Genomic DNA, 20,669 nt, shown 5'->3' with positions numbered 1-20,669 from the left:
GGCCGGGGGTGGGGCGTTTCCGCAAACGGCATCGCCCGGTTGCACGGTTTCGCCGCAGGCATGCGTCGGAACCCGACCGAACCGGAAAAGCGGCTCTGGGCGCATCTCGCCCGATCGCAGCTCGGCGGTTTCAAGTTTCGCCGCCAGGCAACGATCGGCAACCGGATCGCCGACTTTCTCTGCCCGCAAAAGGCATTGATCGTGGAGATCGACGGCCACACGCACACTGATTCGCTGGTTGACGCGCAACGCGACCAGACGTTGCTAGCGATGGGCTACCGCACCATCCGCTTCAGCAACGTCGACGTCATGCAGAACGTCGAAGGCGTGTTGCAGCGCTTGTTGATCGAATTACACGCGACGCCCGATCGGCGTCCGCCCCACCCCAACCCCTCCCCTGAAGGGGAGGGGCTAGAAAGATGACGATGCTGAAAATTGAAAACCTCCACGCCGAGATCGACGGCAAGGAAATCCTCAAGGGCCTGTCCCTCACCGTGAACGCGGGCGAGGTGCACGCGATCATGGGGCCGAACGGGGCGGGCAAGTCGACGCTGGGCTATGTCCTCGGCGGGCGGCCCGGTTACGAGGTCACGGCGGGCTCGGTGACGTTCGATGGTGTCGACCTGCTCGAACTTGAGGCGCATGAGCGCGCCGCGGCGGGCGTGTTCCTCGGCTTCCAGTATCCGGTCGAGATCCCCGGCGTGTCGAACGTCCAGTTCCTCCGCGAGGCGCTCAACGCCCAGCGCGCGACGCGTGACGAGAAGCCCTTGTCGGGCGGCGAGTTCCTTAAGCTCGCCCGCGCGCAGGCGGATCTGCTCGGCATGGACTACGACATGCTCAAGCGGCCGGTGAACGTCGGCTTTTCGGGGGGTGAGAAGAAGCGCAACGAGATGGTCCAGATGGGCATCGTTAACCCGAAGTTCGCGATCCTCGACGAGACCGATTCGGGGCTCGACATCGATGCGCTGCGCGTCGTCGGCGACGGCATCAACCGCATCATGCGCGCGCCCGACAAGGCGGTGCTGCTGATCACGCACTACCAGCGGTTGCTGGATTATGTGGAGCCGGACTTCGTGCATGTGCTGGCGGATGGCCGGATCGTTCGTTCGGGCGGCAAAGAACTGGCGCAGCAGCTCGAGAGCGAAGGCTATGTGGGGATCGCCGCGTGAGTAGCCTGTCGCAAATCCTCCCCGGTACGGGGAGGGGGACCAGCGACGCTGGTGGAGGGGGTTCTCCGCTGGATGTAGCGTCAGTGGAAGCCCCCCTCCACCCCGCCGCTACGCGTCGCGGTCCCCCTCCCCGTGCCGGGGAGGATTTCAGCATCGAACTTCCTTCGACGCGCGAGGAATCCTGGCGCTGGGGTGATCCGGCGGCGATCGCGGCGGCGGCTGGACTGCCGCGCGGCGTTGCGCTGGATGCGGGCGACTGGTTTCTCGACCTACCGGGCGCGCGGGCGGTGTTCGTGGATGGTGTGCTCGACGAGGAGCGCAGCGATCTGCGGCACGTCACGATCGTCCCGATCGACGGCGGATCGCATGTCCTCGGGCGTCGGACCACCGGCCTGGGCTGGTCCTTGCGCGTCGAGGCGGATGCGACGGCCGAACTGATCCAGATCGTGCACATCGCGACGGGTGGCGACAACCAGCTTCCCGCGGAGATCGTGCTTATCGCGGGCGCGAGCGCGTCGGTGGTCGAGACCTTTGTCGGGGCCGGCTGGTCGAACCGTTCCACGCGCATGGCGCTCGGCAAGGGTGCCAGGCTGACACGCGCGGTACGGTTGCTTCAGGCGGACGGCTTCGTGTCGTTGCGCGACGAGGTCGAGATCGGGGCGGAAGCGAGCCTGATCGTGACGGTGCTCGGCGCCGGCGATGCGGGCACGCGGATCGATGGCGCGATCACCGTGTCGGGCGACGATGCGTTTGCCAACTATGGCGGCGCGCTGCTGACGCGGCACGACCAGCGTCAGGAATGCGCTGTGTCGGTGCGGCACGCGGCTCTGGCTGGCCAGAGCAAGCAGATCTGGCGCGCGGTCGCGGCGGACAAGTCGACCGCCAGCCTTGCGGCGCGGGTCGAGGTGGCACGCGATGCGCAGAAGACCGATGGGGTGCAGTCGTTGCGCGGGTTGCTGTTGCAGCGGACCGCGACGGTCAACCTGAAGCCCGAACTGGAGATCTTCGCGGACGACGTGAAGTGCGCGCACGGCGCGACGGTCGGCGAACTCGACCAGCGCGCGCTGTTCTACATGCAGAGCCGCGGCATCCCGCATGCCAAGGCGCAGGCGCTGCTCACGCGCGCGTTCGTCGGCGATGCGTTCGTGCAGATCGCGGACGAGACGGTGCGCAAGGCTTTCGTGGCGGATGCGGATGCGTGGCTGGAGCGGGCGTTGTGATGCAGTCGCTCCGTCATGCCGGGCTCGTTCCGGCATCCACCGTTCCGCGTGCTTCTCGATCGTTGGATCAAGCCCAACGGTGGACCCCGGAACAAGTCCGGGGTGACGGGGTATGAGCGTGTCTAACCAAACGCGCCCGCTCGACCGTCTCTCGGATTTTCCAGCGATTCCGGAGGGCTGGGCGTATCTCGATACCGCTGCCACCGCGCAGAAGCCACAGGCGGTAGTGGACGCGATTACGCGCGCGTATGGAGAGACCTACGCCACCGTACACCGCGGTGTGTACCAGCGGTCCGCCGACATGACGGTCGCCTATGAAGCCGCCCGCAAGTCCGTCGCGCGGTTCATCGGTGCCGGCTCCCCCGACGAGATCGTGTTCGTGCGCGGCGCGACCGAGGCGATCAATCTGGTCGCGCAGTGCTGGGCGGGGACGCAGTTGAAGCCGGGTGACCGCATCCTGCTCTCCATGCTGGAGCATCATTCGAACATCGTGCCGTGGCAGATGATCGCGGAAGCGCGCGGGCTCGCGATCGACGTGTTGCCGCTGACGCCCGACCACCGCATCGACCTCGACGCGATGGAGCGGATGATCACGCCGGCGCACAAGCTGGTCGCGCTCGGCCATGTTTCGAACGTGCTCGGCTCGGTACTCGATGCCAAGCGCGCGACGGAAATCGCGCATTCGGTCGGCGCGAAAATCCTGCTCGACGGGTGCCAGTCGGTGCCGCGCATCGCGGTCGACGTGCAGGCGATCGGCTGCGATTTCTACGTGTTCTCCGGCCACAAGCTGTACGGCCCGACCGGGATCGGCGTGTTGTGGGCCAAGCCGGACCTGCTCGACGCGATGCCGCCGTACCAGGGCGGCGGGTCGATGATCGACAAGGTGTCGTTCGCCAGGACCACCTACGCGCCGCCGCCGGGGCGGTTCGAGGCGGGGACGCCGCATATCGTCGGCGCGCTCGGGCTGCATGCCGGGATCGACTATGTCGAGAGCATCGGGCTGGATGCGATCCACGCGCACGAGACCGCGCTGGTGACCGCGACCCGCGACGCGCTGTCGGGGATCAATTCGGTGCGCCTCTACGGCCCGGCGGATTCGGCGGGCATCGTGAGCTTCTCGATCGAGGGGGTTCATCCGCACGACATCGGCACCATATTGGACGAGGAGCACGTCGCGATCCGCGCCGGCCATCACTGCGCGCAGCCGCTGATGGAGGCGCTGGGCGTCGAGGCGACGGCACGCGCGAGCTTTGGCGTGTATAATGGCCCGGCGGACGTCGAGGCGCTGGTACGCGGTATCGAGCGAGTAACGAGGATTTTCAAATGAGCGATCGGTTCGAGATCGAGGAAGTGGATGCGGTCCAGTCGCCGCCCAAGGCGCGCGTCGTCATGGAGACGGACTCCGACGCGGATCGCAAGCGCGATTACCTCGCCGGGTTCCTGGCGCAGAAGCCGCAGGTGGATTCGCCCGGCGAGCCCGGCGGTGCGGTGTACGATGCGATCATCGACGCGCTGAAGGAAATCTACGATCCCGAGATCCCGGTGAACATCTACGATCTCGGCCTGATCTACGGCGTCGAGGTGACCGAGGACGGGCATGCGGTGGTGGCGATGACGCTGACCACGCCGAACTGCCCGGTTGCGGAGTCGATGCCTGCCGAGGTCGAGATGCGCGTCGGGTCGGTGCCGGGAGTCGGGTTCGCGGAAGTGAACTTGGTCTGGGATCCGCCTTGGGATCCGCAGAAGATGTCGGACGAGGCGAAGCTCGAATTGGGCATGCTGTAATCATTCCCCTCCCGCTTGCGGGAGGGGTTAGGGGAGGGGAGGGCGGGACATCGCTTATCAAGCCCACCCCCGGCCCCTCCCGCCTGCGGGAGGGGGGAAGGAAGGACGACGAACATGGCGACGACATTGCGAGCACGACCCGCGGCGCTCAACCTCACGGAGACGGCGCACGCACGGATCGCTGACCTGATGGCGCGTGCGCCGGCGGACGCGATCGGGGTGAAGCTGTCGACGCCTAAGCGCGGATGTTCGGGGCTGGCCTATTCTGTGGATTACGTCACCGAGGCCAAGCCGTTCGACGAGCGGATCGATACGCCCGGCGGGACGCTGTTCGTCGATGGCGGGTCGATCCTGTACCTGATTGGCTCGACGATGGATTGGGTCGAGGACGACTTCACCGCAGGGTTCCTGTTCCAGAACCCCAACGCCAAGGGGGCATGCGGGTGCGGCGAGAGCTTCACCGTCTAAGCTCCTCTGCAAGGTAGCGTTTTTCTCCGCGAAAGCGGGGACCAAGACTGGGCTCCCGCCTTCGCGGGAGAACAAGAAGGCGGTAACTACCATTCGGACGAAGCCCCTCGTTTTGCGATCGGGTCGGGATGGGCTCAAATCCACTCCGTCACCCCGGACTGGTTCCGGGGTCCACCGTTCCGCGAACTCGGACTTCTCGGATGTGCGGAACCGTGGATGCCGGAACGAGCCCGGCATGACGAAGAGACGGCCGCAACTGTGCCGCTGAGACAGCCGAACTTGCCCGCCGCGCCCGTCCTGTGCCACTCCCCCGCCAACAAAAGGGGATATCCGTGGCCAGTCTGTTTCGCCGAAAGATCGTAACCGAGCAACCGCCCGAGCATCAGCTCGCGCGGACCCTGTCGTGGCCGCATCTGGTGGCGATGGGCGTCGGCGGGATCGTCGGCACCGGCATCCTGACGTTGATCGGCGTGGGCGCAGGGCTAGCCGGCCCCGCCGTGATCCTGTCGTTCGTCATCGCCGGCGGCATCTGCGCCTGCGCGGCACTCGCCTATGCCGAGATGGCGACGATGATCCCGGCGTCGGGCAGCGCCTACACCTATAGCTATGTCGTGCTGGGCGAACTGATCGCGTGGGTGATCGGCTGGTCGCTGATCCTCGAATATTCACTGGTCGTGTCGACCGTCGCGGTTGGCTGGTCGGGCTATGCCGCGCCGTTGCTGCGCGGCGCGTTCGGCTTTCCCGAGGCGTTGACGCTCAGCCCCGAACTGGGCGGCATCCTCAACGTGCCCGCCATCTTCATCATCGCGGTCGTCGCGGGCGTATTGTCGTTCGGCACACGAGAAAGTGCGACGCTGAACGCGGTGCTGGTCGGCGTGAAGATGATCGCGCTCGCGGTGTTCGTGTTCATTGCGCTCCACTATTTCAAAAGCGCGAACCTCCACCCGTTCATGCCCTACGGCTTCCCCAAGGCGGTCGCACCCGATGGCGCCGAACGCGGCGTCATGGCGGCGGCGGCGATCATCTTCTTCGCCTTCTACGGATTCGACGCGATCTCGACGGCGGCGGAGGAGACGAAGAACCCCGGCCGCGACCTCGCGATCGGCATCGTAGGGTCCATGGTCGCGTGCATTGCGATCTACATCCTGGTCGCGGTCGCCGCGGTCGGCGCGCTGTCGTACACGAAGTTTGCCGGCAGCGCCGAGCCGCTCGCGCTGATCCTCCGCGAGATCGGCCGACCCGGCTTCGCGACGTTTCTCGGCGCCTCCGCGGTGATCGCGCTCCCGACCGTGCTGCTCGCGTTCCTGTTCGGCCAGAGCCGGATCTTCTTCACGATGGCGCGCGACGGGTTGCTTCCGCTGAGCCTCGCCAAGGTCTCGAAGCGCGGCGCCCCCGTGCGGATCACGTGGATTACCGCAGCGATCGTCGCGGTGATCGCCGGGTTGCTACCGCTTGCCGAGATCGCCGCGCTCGCCAATGCCGGTACGCTCGCGGCCTTCGTCGCGGTCTGCGCGTGCATGCTGGTGATGCGCCGCCGCGCGCCCGACGCGATCCGGACGTTCCGCGCACCCGCTGCGACGCTGGTCGGCACGATCGGTATCCTCGGCTGCCTGTACCTGTTCGTCAGCCTGCCCGCGAAGACGCAGCTCTATTTCGGGCTGTGGAACCTGCTCGGGCTCGTGATCTACTTCGTCTACGCACGACCGCGAGCTTTAGCCGAATGACCGGCTGGACGATCGGGATCATCGGCGGCTCCGGGCTGTACGCCGTCGAAGGGATCGAGGACGGTCGCTGGCAGACCGTCGAGACGCCTTGGGGCGCACCCTCGGACGCGATCTACACTGGGCGCGTCGGACACGTCGGCGTCGCGTTCCTGCCGCGTCATGGTCGCGGCCACCGCATCGCACCGTCGGACCTGAACGCCCGCGCCAACATCGATGCGTTGAAGCGGCTCAGCGTGACCGACGTTCTGGCCGTATCGTCGGTCGGATCGCTGGTCGAGCACCGCCCACCTGGCAGCTTCACGGTCGTCGACCAGTTCATCGATCGCACCAGGGGGCGCGTGTCGAGCTTCTTCGGCACCGGCCTTGTCGCGCATGTGTCGATGGCGGACCCGGTATGTCCGCGACTGTCCCGCTACGCCGCCGCCGCCGCGCGGCAGGCCGGCGCGCAGGTCGACGACCAAGGCACGTATCTGGCGATGGAAGGCCCGCAATTTTCGACGCGGGCGGAGAGCCTGCTCTACCGCCAATGGGGCTGCGACGTGATCGGCATGACCGCGATGCCCGAGGCGAAACTCGCGCGCGAGGCGGAGCTTCCCTACGCGTTGGTCGGCATGGTGACGGATTACGATTGCTGGCGGGAGGGCGAAGCGGGCGTCGACGTCGCGCAGGTGATCGCGCAACTCGGCGCCAACGCGGCCAAGGCGCGCGCGATGGTGATGGCACTTCTCCGCGCATTACCGACAGAGCGTACGGCATCGCCGATCGACACCTGCCTGGACAGCGCGATCATCACCGCCAGCGAGGCGCGCGATCCGGCTCTGGTCGCGAAGCTTGCCGTGGTCGCCGGCCGGGCCTTGGGTCGCTAACGCGGACCGACACGCGATCGAACGACCCTCCCCCTTGGGGGAGGATCGTCCAGCTTCGAACAGCGGAACGACATGTCGGAGATGTCGCTCAGGGCGCACGTTCGCGCATTAGTCCTGCGTGATCGTCGCGACCGGCATCCGCGTGTTCGCGACCGTCCTCTTCGGCATGTCGAGCCCTTCGGCACTCCACTGTGTCGCGGTCTTGCACGTTGTGTGCCGGAGGCGGCTGCCGGTGGTGGCCGCGTCCGTCACGCAATATTTCTGCGTCCTCGCGTCGTATTTCAGTTCGGTCGTCGGTTGCGACCCACCGGCAGCGAGGATCGGTGCGGCGGAGACGAGCGCGGTGACGACGATGAGGCTCTTGAGGATGAACGGTGACATGGGGGCGTCCTTCGGATTGTTGGTGTTGCAACCCGACCGGATTGCGTGATCACCAATGCACCGAGTGTGCCAGTTTATTAGTACAGCGACACACGACCGCCAACGTGCTCGCAAAGCGTCACAATTTGACGAATTTTTTCCTGCGCCTCGCAAATCACGCACCGAACGCAGCACCATGATCTGGTGCGCGATACGGAAGGTTGGTGCGTTTACCGCTCCAGCAGGCGCGGCATCAGCTCGACGAAATTGCAGGGCCGATGACGGCTGTCGAGCTGGTCGCGGAGAATACCGTCCCAGCCATCCTTCACCGCACCGGTCGAGCCGGGCAGTGCGAAAATATAGGTGCCGTGCGACACACAGGCGCACGCGCGCGACTGCACGGTCGAGGTGCCGATCGTCTGGTAGCTGAGCATGCGGAAGAGTTCGCCGAAGCCGGGGATCATCTTTTCGGCGACCTGCTCCACCGCCTCGGGGGTCACGTCGCGCCCGGTGACGCCCGTGCCACCGGTGGTAATGATACAATCGACCTCGGGATCGCCGATCCACGCGTGCAACCGCGAGACGATCGTCTCGACATCGTCCTTTTCGATCCGGCGATCGGCCAGCACATGGCCCGCCTCGGTCAGCCGTGCGACCAGCGTATCGCCCGATCGATCCTCGGCGAGGCCACGCGTGTCCGACACGGTCAGAACGGCAATGCGTACCGGCAGAAAGGTCCGGCTTTCGTCGATCGGCATGAAAGTCAGTCCGCGCGTATGAGGGTGGCGGATTGCGGTCCGACGCTCGCATTGGCCGCAACGGTCGTCTGCAGCGGCGCCACGCTCGGGTGGTACTGCTGGTACGGCCTGGCGGCGATCCGCACCGACGTCGCACCCGGCAGGCCGGGGAATCGCGGCCACATGCCCTGCGCCAGCGCGTTGCGGCTGACCGACGCCTTCTTCCCGCCCTGCGCCTCGTACATCCAGTAATTGCGCAGCACGGTCGTCACGTAGCCACGCGTTTCCCAGTAGGGAATGCTCTCGATATACAGCAGCGGATCGCCGTTATCGTGGACGATCGCGTTCCAGTCGCCGACCGGCCGCGGCCCCGCATTATACGCCGCGATCACTTTCGGCAGCAGCCCGCCGGTGACGCCCGCCATGTCGCGCAGTCGCTCCAGATGGCGCTGGCCGACATCCATGTTGGTGCTGGGCTTGGTCAGCGCCTTCACGTCGATCGACGTGCCACGCTCGCGCGCGAAATCGGTCGCCGCGGCGGGCATGATCTGCATCAGGCCGTATGCGCCGGCGGGGCTCTTCACGGTGTTGCGGAACCGCGATTCCTCGAGCGTGTGGGCGTAGACCAGCGCCTTGTCGATGTGCCAGCCGCTGTCCGGCGTCCAGTTCGGCGTCGGATAGCGTGCTTCCGCAGTCGAAGTGACCCCTTGCGGACAATTATGGGCGAGCCACACGGTCGTCGCCGGCAGGCTCAGCGCCTCGGCTACGCGGACCAGGTTGCCGAACTCGCGCGGATCGCCGATCTTCGCCTGCTGGCGGATGACGGTATCGGCCAGATCGGTCTCGCCGACCTCGACCAGCGCCGCGGCGACGCGCACGTTCGGACGGTTGCCGACGATTTTCCAGTCGCTCGCGACCACGCCGCCGACGGAATTGCCCTTGTCCCGCATCGCCAGTTGCTGGCGCGCGAGCTGACCGTAGAAGCTTTCGCCGAACTGCGCCGCCGCCTTCAGCCGGCCCTCGATCTTGTCGGGGCGGGCGCACACCATGTCCGCGCGCGAGGCCCAGTACAGTGCCGCCGCGCGCAGGTCGACGTCGCCGGCGCGGGCCGCGACGCCCTCGAACCCGGCCTCGGCATTGGCGCAGTCATTCTGCCGCCATGCCGACAGGGCGCCGACCCAGCGGCCCTGCACGGCCCAGTCGCCGACGCCGTTCTGGGCCTTTGCCGCCATCACGCGCGCGTTCGCGTCGTCGCCCTGGAGGAAATAGATCCACGCGATCTTCTGCTGCCACTCGGTCAGCGCCTCGGGGGTGAGGCCGGGCGTGCTTTCGAGCAGCGACTGCGCCTCGCGGCCCATGTCCGCCTTCACATAAGGCTGCATCTTCGACGCGAGGTCGGCGGCGATCATGTCGCCTTGCAGGCTCTTCGCCCGAACGCGACGCGGCGCGCCGTCCTGCCAGATCAGCCGTTGTGCCACGGGCAGGGGCGGCAGGTCGACCGCACCGCGCGTCATGGCAAGGCGCGAGATCTGCGCGGCTTCGGGCAGTTCGGGCGCTTCGTTCAGCAGCGCGACGAGCGGCGCCATTTCGACGCGCGGCGAACCCTTGGCCGTATACATCTCGGCCCGCGCGATGGCGTGCAGCGGGCCGGGCTTCATCGTGTCGAGCCCGATCTGCGCGTCGGTCCAGCGGCCGTCGCGGATCGCCGCGAACACGGTCTTGTATGCCTCGCGCTGGCCTGCATCGAGCTGATCCGGAATCTGTTCGATCGTCGGCGCGCCGACCAACTGCGTCTTGCCGAGCCGCGCATCGCCGCCGGGCTCACCAGCGGCCATGGTCGCCGCGAAGGCCGGCAGGGGCAGGGCGCTCAGGCCCAAGATGATGGCCCCCCGGGAAACAGATCGCATCCGAATCATTGTGCACCCTCTTGCGACGACGGCCCGCGCATCAGCATCTGCAAATCCTTCCAGGCCTCGGCCTTGGCCGCGGGCTTCTCGATCAGAAACCGCGGATGAAAGCTCGCGACCACGGTCGTCACAGCCGACGCGTCACCGACCCCCGTTTGTGCGGTCTTATGGTTAAACACGTGTAAACGCCCACGCGCCGCCTGTAATTCCGTCCCGAGGATTGCACGGCTGGCCGCATTCCCCAGCAGCAGCAACCGCTTTGGCGCGACCAACCCGATGTGATGCTTGGCGATTTCCGCCAGCCGCGCCTCGACTTCGCTCTGGATCCGCCCCGCGGTGGGCCGCTTCGCGCAGACCGCAGCGAGGTGCACTTCGTCGCGCGTCAGGCCGATCGCCGCGAGCATCTTGTCGAGCAACCGCCCCGATGCGCCACTGAGCAAAGCGCCCGCCCCACCATTATCGGCGCCGTCGTCCCGGTCGGGGCAATCGACAAGCACCATGACCGTAGCGTCAGCCGGTCCGACCGCCGCCAGCGAAACCCCGCTCCAGTCCGCCTCGGGAACCTCCGCACCGCTTCGCCAGTTGAGGAAATCAGCCAACGACAGCGGCATCGCAGACGGTGCTGCAGCGGGCGCTACGGGTGTCGTGGCAGGTGCGACAAGCGGTTCAGGCGCCGCGAACCAGTCGCGTGGAACGTCGTCGACTAGCGTGTCGACGCCAGCCTCGTGCCACCAATCGAGCGCGCTAGCGGCGGCATTTCGCCAATCGATGGTTTGGTCCGCCCCCACAGGGTAACCTATGCTGCACGGTTGACGTGGCGGTCAACTCGCGCAATCGCCATATTGGACAAGATGGTGCCCGCCCGAGCCCGAACGAGGGGTGGGGCGCAAGGCTAAGGCAAGAGGGGACATCCCCGGGAGACGATGATGACGACACGTGAATCGATGCCGTACGACGTGGTGATCGTCGGCGCTGGCCCAGCCGGTCTTTCCGCAGCGATCCGCCTGAAGCAGCTGGCGGCGGAGAAGGACGCCGAGATCAGCGTCTGCGTGCTCGAAAAGGGCTCCGAAGTCGGCGCGCACATCCTGTCCGGCGCGGTCATCGATCCGAAGAGCCTCGACGAGCTCCTGCCGACCTGGCGCGAGGACGGCTGCCCGCTCGCCGAAGTACCGGTGACCGAGAACCATCACTGGATCCTGACCAAGACGAAGAAGAGCGAGATGCCGCACTTCGTCACGCCGTCGTTCCTGCACAACAAGGGCACGTACACCGGCTCGCTCGGCAATCTGTGCCGTTGGCTCGCCGGCAAGGCCGAAGAGTTGGGCGTCGAGATTTTCCCCGGCTTTGCCGCTGCCGAAATCCTGTTCAGCGATGATGGCTCGGTGAAGGGCGTCGCGACCGGCGACATGGGCGTCGCGCGCGACGGCACGCACAAGGGCGACTATACCCCCGGCCTCGAACTCCACGCGAAGTACACCTTCTTCTCGGAAGGCTGCCGCGGTCACCTGACCAAGCAACTGATCGCCAAGTTCGATCTCGCCAAGGACAGCGATCCGCAGGTCTACGGCCTCGGCATCAAGGAGCTCTGGGACATCGACCCGGAACTCCACAGCCCCGGCCGCGTGATCCACACGCAGGGCTGGCCCTTGTCGGAAACCGACGGCTCGAACGGCGGCGGCTGGATCTATCACCAGGCGAATGGCCAGGTCTCGATCGGCTTCGTCACATGGCTGAACTACACCAATCCCTATCTGTCGCCGTTCAGCGAGATGCAGCGCTGGAAGACGCACCCCGAGATCGCCGCGCTCCTCAAGGGCGCCAAGCGCGTCAGCTACGGTGCGCGCGCGATCAGCGACGGCGGGCTCCAGTCGATCCCGAAACTCGTGATGCCCGGCGCCGCGCTGATCGGCGACAGCGCCGGCTTCCTCAACGTGCCGCGTATCAAGGGCACGCATACCGCGATGAAGTCCGGCATGATGGCTGCCGAGGCCGCGGTCGAGGCGATCGTCTCGCAGCGCGGCCATGACGAACTCGCCGCCTATCCCGAGGCGTTCGAAAAGTCGTGGGTCAAGAAGGAGCTGTCGGTCGTCCGCAACGTCGTGCCTTTGGTCAAGAAGTTCGGCGACCTGGTTGGCTCGGGCCTGGCGGGCGTAACGATGTGGCTCGAGCATTGGGGCCTCAAGGTCCCCTTCACGATGCACCATCATCCCGACCATGAGAGCCTGTGGCGCAAGGATCTGGTCAAGCCGATCGCCTATCCCAAGGCGGACGGCGTGCTGACCTTCGACCGCTTGTCGTCGGTGTTCGTCTCGAACACCAACCACGAGGAGGACCAGCCGGTCCACCTGACGCTCAAGGATGCAAGCGTCCCGATCGCCTACAACCTGCCGATGTACGACGAGCCTGCGCAACGCTATTGCCCGGCCGGCGTTTACGAAGTGGTCGGCGAGGATACCGGCGATCCCAAGTTCGTCATCAACGCGCAGAACTGCGTCCACTGCAAGACCTGCGACATCAAGGACCCCACTCAGAACATCAACTGGGTCGTACCCGAGGGCGGCGGAGGCCCCAATTATCCCAACATGTAAGCCTGTATTGCTCGCAATCGGTCTCGTCCTGGCTGCGCCCGCCACGGCCGGGACCGGTGATCTCTCCGCCTATCTCAAGGCCCGCGCCGCCGACGCAGCCGGCGATACGGACGTCGCCGCCGCCAGCTATGCCAGGGTGCTCGCGGCCTCGCCCGCCGATCCCGTCGTCGCGATCCGCGCCTATCGCGAGGCGTTGAAGGCGGGCGACATGTCGCTCGCCACCCGCGCCGTCGCCGTGCTCGACAAGGCCGGCGTAGCCCCGGCCGACGCCGCGCTATTGCCGCTCGCCGACGCTGCGCGATCCAACGACACCAAGGCCGCCAACGCGGCGATCGGCATGCTCGCTACCGGCCCGCTCGTGGTCCTGGCGCCATCGCTCTACGCGTGGATCGCGCACGGCGAAGGCCGCGATCCCGGCCCCTCGCTCGCCACCGCCGCGAAGGACCCGGTCGCCAACCGCTTCGCCACCGAAACCCGCGACCTGATCGCCAGGGCGCCCGCCAAGCAACCGCTCGCGATCGGCGTCTCGCGCCTGCTCGCGCATCTCGCCAGCGACCTTGCGCTCGGCGAACCCTCGCCGCTCTCGATCGCACTGGCTCAGGGCGCCCTGCGTGCCGATCCGCGCTACGATCGTGCCCGCATTCTCCTCGCCGACGCGCTGGCCCGCGGCAAGCTTGTCGACCGCGCCCTCGTTGTCCTCGATCAGGTCGGTCCGAAGAGCCCGTTCGCCGCCGCTGCGGCCGCCGAACGTATCGACATCCTGGCCAACGCAGATCGTGACGGAGAAGCGCTCGCCGCCGCCAAGAACCGCGTCGATCAGCAGGGGGCGGACGCGGCCGACTGGCAACGCTATGCCGACCTGCTCCTGACCACCGGCAACCCGGCCGAAGCCGCGACCTGGTACCAGCGCATCATCGCGGCGGACGGCGCGAAGGGCGGCACCTGGGGTAGCTGGCTGCAATATGGCGGCGCCCTCGACCAGGCCGGCCGCTGGCCCGAAGCCCGCGACGCACTCGAAAAGGCGGTCGCCCGCGGCCCCGCGCAACCGCTCGCGCTGAACTATCTCGGCTTTGCGCAGGTCGAACACGGCGACGACATTCCCGGCTCGATCCGGCTGCTCGAACGCGCCACCCGCCTCGACCCGGCAAATGCCTCGATCACCGACTCGCTCGGCTGGGCCTACCACCTGTCCGGCAACACGGCGCGCGCGCTCCCGCTGCTCGAAGCCGCCGCGCAGGCCGAACCCACCAATGCCGAGATCGCCGACCATCTCGGCGACGCGTATTGGAGCGTGGGCCGAAACTACGAAGCGCGGTATGCCTGGCGCGCCGCATTGCTGACCGCCGACGCGAGCGAAATCCCGCGCATAACGCCCAAGATCGCAAACGGCCTCCCCCCGAAAGCCCGCCGCTAACGCTGCAAGAGGGAAGGGACCCGTACCGAAGGCAGGTGTTCGAGGGCGGGGCGACGCACGGGATCGCGGGCACCGTGAGACCACTCCCGCAAGCTGAAGCATCGACCGATACCAAGCTTAGCACGGAGATGAGCGCCCCGGCATCTCACCCCTCCCGTCATCCTGAAGAAAGTCAGGATCCAGAGTAACTGAAGCTGCCGTGCTTGGCTCTGGATCCTGACTTTCGTCAGGACGACGCGCTAATTCCCCTGAAATCACGCATAGTACGCTAGACGACGCTCGAACGTCTGCTGATCCCGAGACCCGAAATGCCTGCCATCACCGAACCCGCCCCCGCAAAGATCAACCTGGCGCTCCACGTCCGCCGCCGCCGCCCCGACGGCTACCACGACCTCGAAACCCTCTTCGCCTTCGCCACCGACGGTGACATCATCACCGTGGAATCGGCCCAAACCAACAGCTTCACGATATCCGGCCCCTTCGCCGCAGCGCTCCTCCCCGCCCAAAGCACCACCCCGACCCCCGGCAACACCCCGGCGAAGGCCGGGGCCCAATTGGGAGTGGACAATGAAGATGCGGACGGATCGCCCAGCGCCGCCCCAGGCGCCGCGCCCTGGCATGGCAACCTAGTAACCGCCGCAGCAGACGCCTTCACCACCGCCTTCGCCCCGAACACCCACCACGCCATAACCCTCGAAAAGCACCTCCCCATAGCCTCGGGCATAGGCGGAGGCTCGGCCGACGCCGCCGCCACCCTCCGAGCCCTGGCCCGCCTCCACGGCATCGCCGCAACCGACCCCCGCCTCCACGAAATCGCCGCCAAGCTCGGCGCAGATGTCCCCGCCTGCCTCGCCAACCGCACCACGCTCGGCACCGGCAAGGGCGATACGCTCACCAATCTCGAAAGCCTGTCCGGCACGCCATTGCTCCTCGTGAACCCGGGCGTAGCTGTCTCCACCGCCGCCGTCTTCAAGACCTGGGACGGCCACGACCGAGGTCCGATCCCCGAAGGCGACCTTCTCGAACGCGCGAAAGCCGGCCGCAACGACCTCGAGCCCCCCGCACTGGCGCTAGCCCCCGAAATCGCCCAAGTCCGCGCCCTCCTGGACGCGGCGGACGACGTCCTGCTGTCCAGAATGTCCGGCTCCGGCGCCACCTGCTTCGCCCTGTTCGAAACCCTGGAAGCCCGAGACACCGCCGCCACCGCCGCCCAAGCCAAAGGCTGGTGGACGCTCGCAACCAGCCTCGCCTGATCGATCGTCTCGCAATTTCGGCATCTGACGGTCACCCACGTCAGTCCGCCGCCACCGCCCGTCATCCTGACGAAAGTCAGGATCCAGAGCTGCAACCGACCCCGCCCGTCACGGCGGCTCTTTCAAACCACCCGTGATGCATGACGGTCCCAACCCCAAACAACCCGAACCAATTTCGACCTAAACCACGCGCCGCACGTCGGTCCGCGCTCAGGACGTAGATCCAAAACAGGCACCCCCCGGCGAAGGCCGGGGCCCAATTGGGTAATGTGTCCGAGAACGGCAGCACGTCGTTACTGCAACCTTTCCAATTGGACCCCGGCTTTCGTCGGGGAGGTTTACCTGCACGAACTGGTTAGGCGGCAACGTGTTTCGGAATCACCGCCCCACGAACTGGCGAACGAACCATAAACCCATGAACGCCACCCGGAGGAAGCCGCAGCTATGCCGCTCCCGCCAACAAACACACCCCACATTCCCTCACAAACCCACCGTTCCCCTCTTGTTCCTCAAGAACAAAGAGAATACATGGTGTTTGACGCGTTGAATGGCACGCGCGCTTGCTTTAGCGATGGGAGCATATTCGATGGCCGCTAATCTGAAAGTGATGGACACCGGCATGGCAACCGCAACCAACGACCGGCAGAAGGCGCTCGACGCCGCGCTCGCGCAGATCGACCGCGCCTTCGGCAAGGGCTCGGCGATGCGCCTGGGCTCCAAGGAAACCATGCAGGTCGAGGTTATCTCGACCGGCTCGCTCGGGCTCGACATCGCGCTCGGCGTCGGCGGCTTGCCGCGCGGCCGCGTGATCGAGATTTACGGCCCGGAAAGCTCAGGCAAGACCACGCTCGCGCTCCACGTGATCGCCGAAGCGCAGAAGGGCGGCGGCACCGCGGCATTCGTCGATGCCGAGCACGCGCTCGACCCGGTTTACGCCAAGAAGCTCGGCGTCAATATCGACGAGTTGATCGTGTCGCAGCCCGACACCGGCGAGCAGGCGCTCGAGATCGTCGACACGCTCGTCCGCTCGAACGCGATCGACGTGCTCGTCGTCGACTCGGTCGCAGCACTCGTGCCGCGCGCCGAAATCGAGGGCGAGATGGGCGACAGCCATGTCGGGCTTCAGGCTCGTCTGATGTCGCAGTCGCTGCGCAAGCTGACTGGTTCGATCAGCCGCTCGCGCTGCATGGTGATCTTCATCAATCAGCTCCGCATGAAGATCGGCGTCATGTACGGCAACCCGGAGACGACGACCGGCGGCAACGCGCTGAAGTTCTACGCCTCGGTCCGCCTCGACATCCGCCGCATCGGCGCGATCAAGGCTGGCGAAGAAGTCACGGGCAACCAGACCCGCGTGAAGGTGGTCAAGAACAAGGTCGCCCCGCCGTTCAAGCAGGTCGAGTTCGACATCATGTACGGGCAGGGCGTCTCGAAGCTTGGCGAGATCCTTGATCTCGGCGTAAAGGCCGGTCTCGTCGAAAAGTCCGGAGCGTGGTTCAGCTACGACAGCGTCCGTCTCGGCCAGGGCCGCGAGAACTCGAAGACCTTCCTGAAGGACAACCCGGAAACCGCCGACCGCCTCGAAAAGCAGATCCGCGCGCGCACCGACAAGGTCGCCGAGGAAATGATGGCCGGCCCTGACGCCGAGGACGACGTGTAACCCCTAAATCCCTCTCCCTGAGGGGAGAGGGAGGGTCCCATTGCCTTCGCAATGGGAGGGTGAGGGCACGCAGCGGATGGTGGCATCGGCCTCGACTTCGCACCGGCATCGACCCTGCACCGACATCGGCATCGGAGCTCACTGCACCACCCCGGCCCAAACCCCACCCCGGCCCAAACCCCACCCCGGCCCAAACCCCACCCCGGCGAAGGCCGGGGCCCAATTGGAAAGGTCGCAATAACGGAGCGCAATCCTTCGTTACGATCGTCCCCCCAACCGGACCCCGCATCCGCCGGCGTAGCAGCTCCCACCAAACGGCAGCACTTCGTTGTTCTTCCGTGAAGGCGGAAGCCCAGACTGGATCCCCGCCTTCGCGGGGAAACAAGGAAGCGGGGACGACCGCGAAGATCAGTGCAACAGGCCCCGCGACGCTGCTAAAATCCCCAACGTCAAACCCGCGCGAGCGTCTATACTTCCTATACGTCACTCCAAACGACCACCCCGAACCGCAACCATGAAGCACCCCCGCCCATGACCACCGCCCGAGACTGGACCGGCAGAATAGGCGACGTCTGGGCCGCGGAATGGCGCAGAACCGACCGCAGCTTCATTAACCTGACCCCGCATCTGAACGCCGCGATCCTCGCCGCCGCCACCCTCCAAACCCGCAAGATCATCGACATAGGCTGCGGGGCCGGAGCAACCACGCTAGCCACCGCGCAAGCCATCCCGAACGCGGCAGTCACCGGCATAGACCTCTCACCAAACCTGATCGAGATCGCCATGCACCGCGCCGAACGCCAGGCCAACGCGCGGTTCGAATGCGCGGACATCACCACCGCCGCCGCTAAGCACGCCCCCATTGACCTCTACGTGTCGCGCCACGGCGTCATGTTCTTCGCAGACCCCGTAGCCGCCTTCGCTATCCTCGCCGAAGCGGCAGCCCCCGACGCGACGCTGGTCTTCTCCTGTTTCGCCGAACGCGCCGCCAACAACTGGGCCACCGAAACCGTCAGCGCCACCGGCGGCACAGCGGACGCCCCGACGAGTACCGCACCCGGCCCCTTCGCCTTTGCCGACCCGACCCACGTCGCGACGATCCTCGAGACGTCCGGCTGGTCCGCCGCCCAGCCCCAAAGGATCGATTTCGCCTACCGCGCGGGCGAGGGCGCCGACCCCGTAGCCGACGCGGTCGACTATTTCGGTCGCATCGGCCCGGCCGCCCCCGCCATCCGCGACGCCGCGCCGGAGGAACGCGACCGCCACATCGCGCGTCTCACCCAGGTCTGCGCGCAGTACCGCAATGGCGACACGGTGGAATTCCCCGCAGCCGCCTGGATCTGGACCGCGCGCAAATCCGCTATGTAACGAACAGGTGAGCCACCATGATCATCGTCCACCACCTCGAAAATTCGCGATCGCAACGCATCCTCTGGATGCTCGAGGAACTCGGTCTCCCCTATCAGATCAAGCGTTACGAGCGGAACAAGCAGACGATGCTCGCCCCGCCCGAACTCAAGAAAGTCCATCCGCTCGGCAAATCGCCGGTGATCGAGGATGTCGACGTCCAGGGCGGACAGGTCGTCGCCGAAACCGGCGCGATCGTCGAATATCTGATCGACAAGGCTGACGGCAAGCTCGGCGCCCCCGCCAACCGTGCCGACGCGCTCCGCTACCGCTTCTGGCTGCACTATGCGGAAGGCTCGATGATGCCGCCGCTGCTCCTGAAGCTCGTCCTCGCGCGCATCCCGATCATGGGCAAGGTCGCGGTGAAGAAGATCCAGCCGATGATCGACGTCCATCTCGACTATATCGAGTCCGAACTGTCGCAGCGCCCCTGGTTCGCCGGCGCCGAGATGACCGCCGCCGACATCATGATGAGCTTCCCCCTAGAAGCCGCGCGAAGCCGAGGTGGCCTGAACGAATCCCGCCCAGCGACGATCGCGTGGCTATCGAAGGTTCACGCGCGGCCGGCATATCAAGCCGGACTGAAGAAGGGCGGCCCCTACGCCTACGCCTGACCCGTCGCGATAGACGCCGAAGATATCCCAACCCCATCGTCATCCTGGGCTCGACCCAGGATCCAGAGCCACAAACGCTGGCGCGCGTAACTCTGGATCCCAGCGTTCGCTGGGATGACGCAATCGGCTCGAGGTTGCTCCCTCAAGCCTGACCCGGTCCGATCTTGTCGAAGCTGTCGACGTCAGTCTTCGGCCCATGCCCGGTCGGCGCCGCCGGCGGATCACGGTCAGCCGGCTCGCGCTCGTCGAGCCCGCCCTCCCACTTCGCCACCACGGTCGCCGCTACCGCATTCCCGATCACGTTGGTCGCCGAGCGCCCCATGTCGAGGAAATGATCCACCGCCAGGATCAGCAAGATGCCCGCCTCCGGGATCTTGAACATCGACAACGTGCCGGCGATCACGACCAGCGACGCGCGCGGCACGCCGGCAATCCCCTTAGACGTCACCATCAACACCAGCAGCATCGCGATCTGCTGCCCGATCGGCATGTGGATGCCGTAGGCCTGCGCGATGAACAGCGACGCGAACGTCATGTACATCATCGACCCGTCGAGATTGAAAGAATAGCCCAGCGGCAGCACGAAACTGGCGATCCGCGGCGGTACGCCGAACCGGTCGAGCGCCTCCAGCGTTCGCGGATACGCCGCCTCGGACGACGCCGCGGAGAAGGCGAGGATCAACGGATCGCGGATATAGCGGACCAGCAACCGCGTCCGCGGCCCGATCAGCACGAACGCGATCCCGATCAGCGTCAGCCACAACAGCGCGAGCCCGATGTAGAACGTCAGCATGAAATAGCCGAGATCGCCGATGATGCTCGGGCCTCGCTCGGCCAGCGTCGCAGTGACCGCAGCGAACACCGCGAACGGCGCGACCCGCATCACGTAGTTGGTGATTTGCAGCATGACGGCGACCAGCGCCTCGATCGCCTTCACGAGCGGCGCGGCCTTCTCGCCGACCGCGGTGATCGCGACGCCGACGAACACCGAGAACACGACGATCTGCAAAATCTCGTTGCTCGCCATCGCCGCGATCATCGAATCGGGGACGATGTGCGAGATGAACTTGGCGAGATCGAACGCTGCGGCATCGACGCCGCTCGACGCGGTCGCCGGCGGGATCGCGAGCGCGAGGCCGACGCCCGGCTGCAACACGTTGACGAGGATCATGCCCAGCGTCAGCGACAACAGGCTCGCGCAGACGAACCAGCCCAGGCTGCGCAAACCGACGCGGCCAAGTGCGCCGGTGTCGCCCATGTGCGCGATCCCGACCACCAGCGTCGAGAAGACCAAAGGCGCGATGATCATCTTGATCAGCCGCAGGAACAGCGACGTCACGATCGAGAAATAGCCCGCAATGTCCTTCAACCGCGCGGCGGATTGTGCGGTGCCGTCGTCGATCGACGCGTTCAGAACCCAGCCGACGACCAGCCCCGCGACCAGACCGAACAAGATATAAAAGGTTAGCCGCTTGGCCATTAATCGCTCCCGAAACG

Annotated in this window: 19 protein-coding genes; 14 read left to right on the top strand and 5 right to left on the bottom strand. The window is 66.2% G+C overall.

All coding sequences use genetic code 11. The features are described 5' to 3' along the window. Positions 1-60: 60 nt before the first annotated feature. From U1707_RS04800 to mtnP, 8 genes are all read left to right on the top strand, one after another. Complete coding sequence (locus U1707_RS04800; RefSeq protein WP_443025646.1) at positions 61-423, top strand: endonuclease domain-containing protein; 363 nt, start codon at positions 61-63, stop codon at positions 421-423. Between the two features lie 2 nt (positions 424-425). Next, positions 426-1,169, top strand: a complete 744-nt coding sequence (gene sufC, locus U1707_RS04795) for a Fe-S cluster assembly ATPase SufC (RefSeq protein ID WP_332798913.1) — start codon at positions 426-428, stop codon at positions 1,167-1,169. 83 nt (positions 1,170-1,252) lie between these two features. Further along, a complete protein-coding gene (locus tag U1707_RS04790; RefSeq protein WP_332798912.1) occupies positions 1,253-2,389 on the top strand; it encodes a SufD family Fe-S cluster assembly protein in 1,137 nt (378 codons plus the stop codon). A 118-nt stretch (positions 2,390-2,507) separates the two neighbouring features. Next, positions 2,508-3,716, top strand: a complete 1,209-nt coding sequence (locus U1707_RS04785) for a cysteine desulfurase (RefSeq protein ID WP_443025645.1) — start codon at positions 2,508-2,510, stop codon at positions 3,714-3,716. Then, complete coding sequence (locus U1707_RS04780) at positions 3,713-4,174, top strand: SUF system Fe-S cluster assembly protein (RefSeq protein WP_332798910.1); 462 nt, start codon at positions 3,713-3,715, stop codon at positions 4,172-4,174. Before U1707_RS04785 ends, U1707_RS04780 begins: the two co-directional genes overlap by 4 nt. A gap of 114 nt (positions 4,175-4,288) precedes the next feature. Next, entirely contained in the window at positions 4,289-4,642 is a 354-nt protein-coding gene (locus U1707_RS04775; RefSeq protein ID WP_332798909.1) for a HesB/IscA family protein, read from the top strand. A gap of 332 nt (positions 4,643-4,974) precedes the next feature. After that, a complete protein-coding gene (locus U1707_RS04770) occupies positions 4,975-6,366 on the top strand; it encodes an amino acid permease (RefSeq protein WP_332798908.1) in 1,392 nt (463 codons plus the stop codon). Beyond that, on the top strand, positions 6,363-7,232 hold the full coding sequence (gene mtnP / locus U1707_RS04765) for an S-methyl-5'-thioadenosine phosphorylase (RefSeq protein ID WP_332798907.1): 870 nt from the start codon (positions 6,363-6,365) through the stop codon (positions 7,230-7,232). The genes U1707_RS04770 and mtnP overlap by 4 nt, the downstream gene beginning before the upstream one ends. Before the next feature lie 108 nt (positions 7,233-7,340). Here mtnP and U1707_RS04760 read toward each other — a convergent pair whose 3' ends face one another. The 4 genes from U1707_RS04760 to U1707_RS04745 form a co-directional block, all read right to left on the bottom strand. Next, entirely contained in the window at positions 7,341-7,613 is a 273-nt protein-coding gene (locus U1707_RS04760; protein ID WP_332798906.1) for a hypothetical protein, read from the bottom strand. 209 nt (positions 7,614-7,822) lie between these two features. Then, entirely contained in the window at positions 7,823-8,350 is a 528-nt protein-coding gene (gene moaB / locus U1707_RS04755; protein WP_056057366.1) for a molybdenum cofactor biosynthesis protein B, read from the bottom strand. 5 nt (positions 8,351-8,355) lie between these two features. Next, positions 8,356-10,164, bottom strand: coding sequence for a lytic transglycosylase domain-containing protein (locus U1707_RS04750; RefSeq protein WP_332798905.1), 1,809 nt, complete (start codon positions 10,162-10,164; stop codon positions 8,356-8,358). 77 nt (positions 10,165-10,241) lie between these two features. Continuing rightward, the gene (locus U1707_RS04745; protein WP_332798904.1) at positions 10,242-11,024 is read right to left on the bottom strand and encodes a uracil-DNA glycosylase; all 783 of its coding nucleotides are present in this window, start codon (positions 11,022-11,024) and stop codon (positions 10,242-10,244) included. Positions 11,025-11,162: 138 nt separating this feature from the next. On the opposite strand from U1707_RS04745, the gene U1707_RS04740 reads away from it, so the two are divergent. The 6 genes from U1707_RS04740 (at position 11,163) to U1707_RS04715 (ending at position 19,172) form a co-directional block, all read left to right on the top strand. Next, positions 11,163-12,824 (top strand): electron transfer flavoprotein-ubiquinone oxidoreductase, encoded by a 1,662-nt coding sequence (locus U1707_RS04740; protein WP_332798903.1) that lies wholly within the window; start codon positions 11,163-11,165, stop codon positions 12,822-12,824. Between the two features lie 7 nt (positions 12,825-12,831). Further along, complete coding sequence (locus U1707_RS04735) at positions 12,832-14,238, top strand: tetratricopeptide repeat protein (protein WP_332798902.1); 1,407 nt, start codon at positions 12,832-12,834, stop codon at positions 14,236-14,238. A 308-nt stretch (positions 14,239-14,546) separates the two neighbouring features. Beyond that, positions 14,547-15,491, top strand: a complete 945-nt coding sequence (locus U1707_RS04730) for a 4-(cytidine 5'-diphospho)-2-C-methyl-D-erythritol kinase (protein WP_332798901.1) — start codon at positions 14,547-14,549, stop codon at positions 15,489-15,491. A gap of 586 nt (positions 15,492-16,077) precedes the next feature. Further along, a complete protein-coding gene (gene recA / locus U1707_RS04725) occupies positions 16,078-17,151 on the top strand; it encodes a recombinase RecA (RefSeq protein ID WP_332798900.1) in 1,074 nt (357 codons plus the stop codon). Positions 17,152-17,682: 531 nt separating this feature from the next. Next, positions 17,683-18,519: a class I SAM-dependent methyltransferase gene (locus U1707_RS04720; RefSeq protein ID WP_332798899.1), complete on the top strand. Its 837-nt coding sequence runs from the start codon at positions 17,683-17,685 to the stop codon at positions 18,517-18,519. 17 nt (positions 18,520-18,536) lie between these two features. Then, positions 18,537-19,172, top strand: a complete 636-nt coding sequence (locus U1707_RS04715) for a glutathione S-transferase family protein (RefSeq protein WP_332798898.1) — start codon at positions 18,537-18,539, stop codon at positions 19,170-19,172. A gap of 142 nt (positions 19,173-19,314) precedes the next feature. Here the strand turns inward: U1707_RS04715 and U1707_RS04710 are convergent, their stop codons facing one another. Then, positions 19,315-20,652, bottom strand: a complete 1,338-nt coding sequence (locus U1707_RS04710) for a dicarboxylate/amino acid:cation symporter (RefSeq protein WP_332798897.1) — start codon at positions 20,650-20,652, stop codon at positions 19,315-19,317. Positions 20,653-20,669 lie beyond the last annotated feature (17 nt).

Origin of the sequence: Sphingomonas sandaracina (assembly GCF_036663695.1) — a bacterium.
Lineage (GTDB): Bacteria > Pseudomonadota > Alphaproteobacteria > Sphingomonadales > Sphingomonadaceae > Sphingomonas.
The sequence above is the reverse complement of the archived record's forward strand: the minus strand, read 5'-3'. Positions and strand labels throughout refer to the sequence as shown.